The 5,793-nt window shown below is 28.7% G+C and carries 7 protein-coding genes; 1 reads left to right on the top strand and 6 read right to left on the bottom strand.

Translation table 11 applies throughout. The annotated features are described in order from the left end of the window. Positions 1-173, bottom strand: a 173-nt coding sequence (locus AB2369_RS10770) for an ATP-binding cassette domain-containing protein (protein ID WP_367666484.1), incomplete at its 3' end; no start/stop codon positions are given. A gap of 582 nt (positions 174-755) precedes the next feature. Between AB2369_RS10770 and AB2369_RS10765 the strand changes: the two genes are divergently transcribed. After that, on the top strand, positions 756-1,136 hold the full coding sequence (locus AB2369_RS10765; protein WP_367666483.1) for a winged helix-turn-helix transcriptional regulator: 381 nt from the start codon (positions 756-758) through the stop codon (positions 1,134-1,136). Positions 1,137-1,213: 77 nt separating this feature from the next. Here the strand turns inward: AB2369_RS10765 and AB2369_RS10760 are convergent, their stop codons facing one another. The 5 genes from AB2369_RS10760 to AB2369_RS10740 all read right to left on the bottom strand — a co-directional run bounded on the left by AB2369_RS10760 (position 1,214) and on the right by AB2369_RS10740 (position 5,421). Next, entirely contained in the window at positions 1,214-1,717 is a 504-nt protein-coding gene (locus tag AB2369_RS10760) for a nitroreductase family protein (protein WP_367666482.1), read from the bottom strand. Positions 1,718-2,069: 352 nt separating this feature from the next. Beyond that, positions 2,070-2,579, bottom strand: coding sequence for a hypothetical protein (locus AB2369_RS10755; RefSeq protein ID WP_367666481.1), 510 nt, complete (start codon positions 2,577-2,579; stop codon positions 2,070-2,072). 201 nt (positions 2,580-2,780) lie between these two features. Continuing rightward, positions 2,781-3,338, bottom strand: coding sequence for a sugar O-acetyltransferase (locus AB2369_RS10750; protein ID WP_367666480.1), 558 nt, complete (start codon positions 3,336-3,338; stop codon positions 2,781-2,783). 308 nt (positions 3,339-3,646) lie between these two features. Beyond that, entirely contained in the window at positions 3,647-4,186 is a 540-nt protein-coding gene (locus tag AB2369_RS10745) for a GNAT family N-acetyltransferase (RefSeq protein ID WP_367666479.1), read from the bottom strand. Between the two features lie 431 nt (positions 4,187-4,617). Beyond that, the gene (locus AB2369_RS10740; RefSeq protein ID WP_367666478.1) at positions 4,618-5,421 is read right to left on the bottom strand and encodes a DUF2935 domain-containing protein; all 804 of its coding nucleotides are present in this window, start codon (positions 5,419-5,421) and stop codon (positions 4,618-4,620) included. Positions 5,422-5,793: the final 372 nt, after the last annotated feature.

Genomic DNA, 5,793 nt, shown 5'->3' with positions numbered 1-5,793 from the left:
CCCTTATCCTTCCTAAGAAGTCCACAAATCAAATTTATAGTTGTACTCTTTCCCGCTCCATTAGGTCCTAAAAGTCCATATATTTCTCCTTCTTCTACAGAAAGATTTATATTATCCACGGCTACTAACTCTTGAAATTTCTTTAAAAGATCCTTTATCTCTAATACCTTCATAAATAACTCTCCTCCTAAATATTTATTAAATCTATTTTTTCTTATCTACCATTAAGCTTTTTTACTATTAAGATATAATTCATAAATTCCCAATAAGAAAACTTCTTTATTATACTTATGTGATTTTCTCTTAATCCTTAATTTAATTATAGATAATATTGTAAATTTTTTTAGTGTATAAGGTCATAATTTATATATGACTAAAGTCATATCCTTATAACCTATATAACAACTCTTAAAACACTCAACTCTTTATCCCTATATTGAATTGAAACAAATTTCCATTTATGTTAATGAACCAAAGTATTAACTTTAATCCATGATAGTTAATAATCTAAACTATCTACTTTAATAAATCATAGCTATTACTCTCTCGCCCTACTTTACTGAATTTATATCATAACTCAAACTTAGGCTCTCTTACTGGTCTTGATTTACCTCTTATGCTAAAATAATTATGTATATTTTATCCAGTTACTCTTATAAATAAATGAGTTACTGTATTTATATTGAAGAGATAGCCAAAGACTCAAGCCATTAAATCCTAGGAAAATATCAAATTTTATAGATGGGGGATTTACTATGTTTAAAGTAGGAAATAAAGAATATCTATGCCAAATGGAACTTACCCTTGACCTTATCGGCGGAAAGTGGAAGTCTTTAATTTTATGGCATTTATCAAAAGGAACCTTAAGATTTGGTGAGATTAAAAGTAGCCTACCTAAGGTTACTCAAAAAATGTTAACTCAACAGTTAAGAGAATTAGAAAAGGATGGATTTATAATTAGAAAAGTGTATCCTGAAGTTCCTCCAAAGGTTGAATATTCCCTTTCTGATTTAGGAAGAAGTCTAGTTCCAATTCTACAGTCATTATCAGACTGGGCAAATACTTATATGGATAGCTTACCTTTAGACTTAAAATTTGACCCTTGTAGAGTAAAAGAAGAAAAGTCCTCGCAATAATCTGCAAGGACTTTTCTTCTTATATTGTGATAGCTTTTGTTTTAAATTCTAGGTATATGTGATACATATATATTAAACTACCTATAAACCACAATATCATCTATAGGCTTTTTCTTTCTTGGAACAGCATCTTCTTTAGCATATCCTAAAGGAGTAAATGCTATTGGCTCCCATGACTCCTCAAGGTTAAGCACTTCTCTTGCAGCTTCAACATTAAAAGCTCCAACCCAGCATGTACCAAGGCCTAAATCAGTAGCAGCTAGTATCATATGATCCATTACTATAGAAGCATCTACATCACTATAGTTTTTGTTATCCCTTCTCACCCAAGCTTTTTCTGGTATTGAACAAACTCCAATAATAAAAGGTGGCTGAGAAAACCAATCCTGTTTATATATCTTCTTAAGGTCCTCTTCTTTTCCCTTAGTAGATATAACTAGTATCTTAAAAGGCTGAAAATTTACAGCAGTAGGAGCTAATCTTCCAGCTTCTAAAACCATGTCTAGCTTTTTCTTTTCTACCTCATCAGACTTATATGCTCTCACACTACATCTCTTTTTAATAGTTTCAAAATATTCCATTATCTAAACCTCCTATATGTGTTATCCCCATATAAATAGCTTAACAGGTCTATAAATTTTATCAAGTAGACACTATTATGTGCTCTAGTACCCATTTAGGTACTATTGAAAGATATTTTAATTTTAATAAACTAAAAATACTCTTTCTATAACCTTTTCGTCTTTTTACTTATATCTCTTAGTGTTTATTAAGTGAATAAATGATACTAGCTCAATAACCTAAAAATTAATTGTCTTATTTAAGCCCTTAACATGAAAAGCTAATTTAAACATATTTAAGCTTTAAATCATTGGAGTCTAGTATCCTATTACAGAATTTATTCAAAACATCTTATCCTTAAGATAAGGTATACTACTTAAGGACCTTAATGGTAGTCACAACTTTAGGTCTTTCCTTCATCATTTCATGAAATTTATTCAGCTCTGGATGATCTTCAAGGAGAGGAAAATCAGTTGGTCCCCCTATTAAATAAGTTACTCCATTAACTTGAAAAGTTTTAGCAGGTCCCACGCTATCATAATACTCTTTATCTTTATCACCTGTTTTCTTAGTTATTGAAAATAACCATCCTTCTCCTTTATAGGTTAAAGGCTTTTCCTTAGGTTTGAAAAATACCATAATACCATCACTAGACTCTTCAACCCTATAATGATTTGTCCAGCTAGATGGAAAAGTAATTGAGAATCCTAAATTCCTACTAACATATTCTTTTTTATTTTCATTTGTATCATTCTCATTGTTCTCTAGTAGAATCCTTTCATTGTTACTTGAAGCTTTCTCTTTTCCATTTATAAAAAAGTAACCACCTATTAATCCTATTATAGCTAAAGAACATCCTATAACTATAACCCTTTTTTTCATATAAACTACCCCTATACCCTAATAAACCTTATTTTTATATCTTTCTCCTAATATATACCTTCGGTATAAAGATGTAAATTAATTTTCTAAGCTTTACTATCTCCATATCAGTATATATCTATCTATAGAATACTTTACAATAATAGTCTCATTCTAAGAAAAGAACTCATTCTAAATAAATAATTTATAAATTATTTATTCTTAATCATTTACTGACTTTATAACCCTACATGGATTTCCAACTGCCACCATATTGGCTGGTATATCCTTTGTAACCACACTTCCCGCTCCTATTACACTGTTATCACCAATAGTTACTCCTGGAGTTATTATGACGCCTCCCCCTATCCACACATTATTACCTATGGTTATAGGCTTTGCATATTCTATCCCTTCCTTTCTAGTGATTGGATCTATAGGATGAGTTGCTGTATATATCCTTACATTAGGGGCAATAAGTACATTATCTCCAATATTAACTGGAGCACAGTCTAATATTACACAATCAAAATTTATAAAAACATCCTTTCCCATATAAATATTCACTCCATAATCACAGGCAAAGGGAAGCTCTACAGTAAGTTCTCCCTGAAACCCTCCAAGTAGCTCCTTAAGTATTTCCTTTTTCTTACTCCCCTCTTCTTCTGTGGTATTATTAAATAATCTAGTAAGCCTTCTAGCATTTTTTCTAAGTTTTATAAGCTCTTCATCTCCAGCATCATAAAATTCTCCATTTATCATTTTTTCTCTTTCTGTCATTCTTACTGCTTAGTGAGATATCTTCTTTTAACTATTAATCTCACTAAACTTCACCACCTTTCCATATGTATTTTTCTCTTTAAGTACCTTTTATATTTAAATTGTTTTCTTAAAATTAATAACTTCTATATATCTAACTTTTGTACTTTATAATCTAAATTAGTTCTATTTTAAGATTTAATTATAGCTAACCATCCTAAAACTCAATTTTTGAGTTTGCTTTAAATAATGGTAGCTGGTGATTTAGTTTTAATTATTATGTGTTTTATCTATAGTATAACAGGCTATTTAATAAAGTATTAAGTCTCTTATTTCTTATACTCTCTTCGTAGAATTGAATACATTTCTAAATCAACATACTCACCATTCTCATATTCATATTCCCTAAGTAATCCATCTAACTTAAAGCCATTACTCTCTAAAGTCTTCTTGCATCCTATATTTCTTTTATCAACTAAAGCTTCAATTCTATTATACCTTTTCTCATTGAAGCCAAATTCTAATACTCTTTTAATACATTCTCTCATTATCCCTTTATTCCAATATTCTTTATTAAGCTTAAACCCTATTTCAATTCTATTATGATTTTTACTAAGATTAAATATTCCAACATCTCCAACATAATTATTGCTATCTCTATCTGCTATCACCCATCTCACACCTTTATCTTCCTCTGAAAGATTTAGGAACCACTTAATTTCTTCTTCAGCTTCATCTATATTATTATATGCCCCCATTCCATAGTATCTCATAACCTCTTCATCATTAGTTAGTTTTAGTAATTCCTCTGCATCTTCTAACATAGCTTCTCTTAGTCTAATAATATTATTTTCAAATATTGTTTTCATTTTTATCCCTCACTAATATTTCTAATAACCAGTATATCCCAAATACGAATATTGCTTATTTAATAATTATAATAATATCTTTCCTCAATTATACAATTAACTCCTTTCTAGTGCTATAGAGTTCCCGTGTTAATTCATACGTAACTTCAAACCACAAGGTCATAAGATAAAAATCATGTGTATAAGTTAAGAACCCTATATACGATTCTAACTCAAAACTTATATTATGCACTACTTAAACTTAGTTATAAGTTGAGGTTTAATTTGAAAACCATATAAGCTTAAAATAAGACTTAGTACAGTTACTTAAGTTAACATTGTACTAAGTCCTTTGATTTTAAGTATAACTATACTATTCGCTTTAAATATGTTATCTATATGATCTACTAATTTACTTTTTAGTAACTAATAATACTCTTCACTATTTATAACTAATCTTCTACTCTCTCCTTAGTTGGATCACATTTAGGATCCTCTACATTAGCAACCTTAGATAGCTTAGTTAGGTAATAACACTCTTCTCTAATCATATGATCAAGTACTAGTGGTTTAATAGTTCCTAATACCCTATTATCCTCTACCAATACCTTTAATTCCTCTAGGAACTTCTTAAAAGAAGTCATCTCATTATCTGCATCCTGATCTAACTGATCTAAAGCATTAAACCTCTTTAGTCCTGTTCTCTTATATCCCTTTAACTCAATAGATTTATTATATAAATCATTAAAGGCCTTTTCATAATTCATGGATTTCCTTATTAAAGGTTTCTCTATCATGTCTAAGTTAGATACTATAGAAGCTGCATGTCCTGATCCATCTAATAACCAAAGAATATGATAATGTAAAGAATTAAAGAGTATACCTTGTCCTCTTATTAAATGTATCAATATAATTAAGTATTCTTCTAATTCATTTAACATATGATTTAAAAAAGTTGGAGGTAAACTTATTTCAACTTTATTAGTTAGCATTTTATTAAGAATTTTAAGTTTGAAGGCTCTTAAAGCTTCTGCTGCTTTCATAGCTTCTATATTTAATCTTTCCACTTCATCATTAGTTGTTGCTCTATTAGCCTTTCTTAAAAGGTCATCAAAAATCATAATAAAATTACCTGATTCTAATATAAATTCTTTTTCTTTTGGAGATAGTGAAGTATGAATAAACCTAGAATGATCCCCTAATATTTGTAGCCAAAATTTATGCTCAAAAATAGATTCTGACATAAAGTTATTCAATTTTATATTCTCTCCTTTAATATAAAGCTCTCATTATAATATTATTATAATTATTCTAAATTAATTACATTTATATAATATATTTCTTTAGTTATATATAGATAAACTATCTTAAAACTCAACCTTTGAATAAGAATCAAATAATGAGAGCTAATAATTTAGTTTCAATTCTCATGTGCTTCATCTATATATGCACTTTATCTAAATTTAAACTCAATCTTCCAACAGGGTATAAATCATGGTATCTTAAAGTTCATTTTTAATGAGCATTCAGTAAATCCATATGATTTCTAACTCAAATTTTATTTTATATACTACTTGAATTAAATAAAAAAACACCTGAAGTTATTATTCAGGTGTTTTCTATGTGAA

Source organism: Clostridium sp., assembly GCF_040797585.1.
Lineage (GTDB): Bacteria > Bacillota > Clostridia > Clostridiales > Clostridiaceae > Clostridium_Z.
This window is presented reverse-complemented; position numbering and strand designations above follow the sequence as displayed.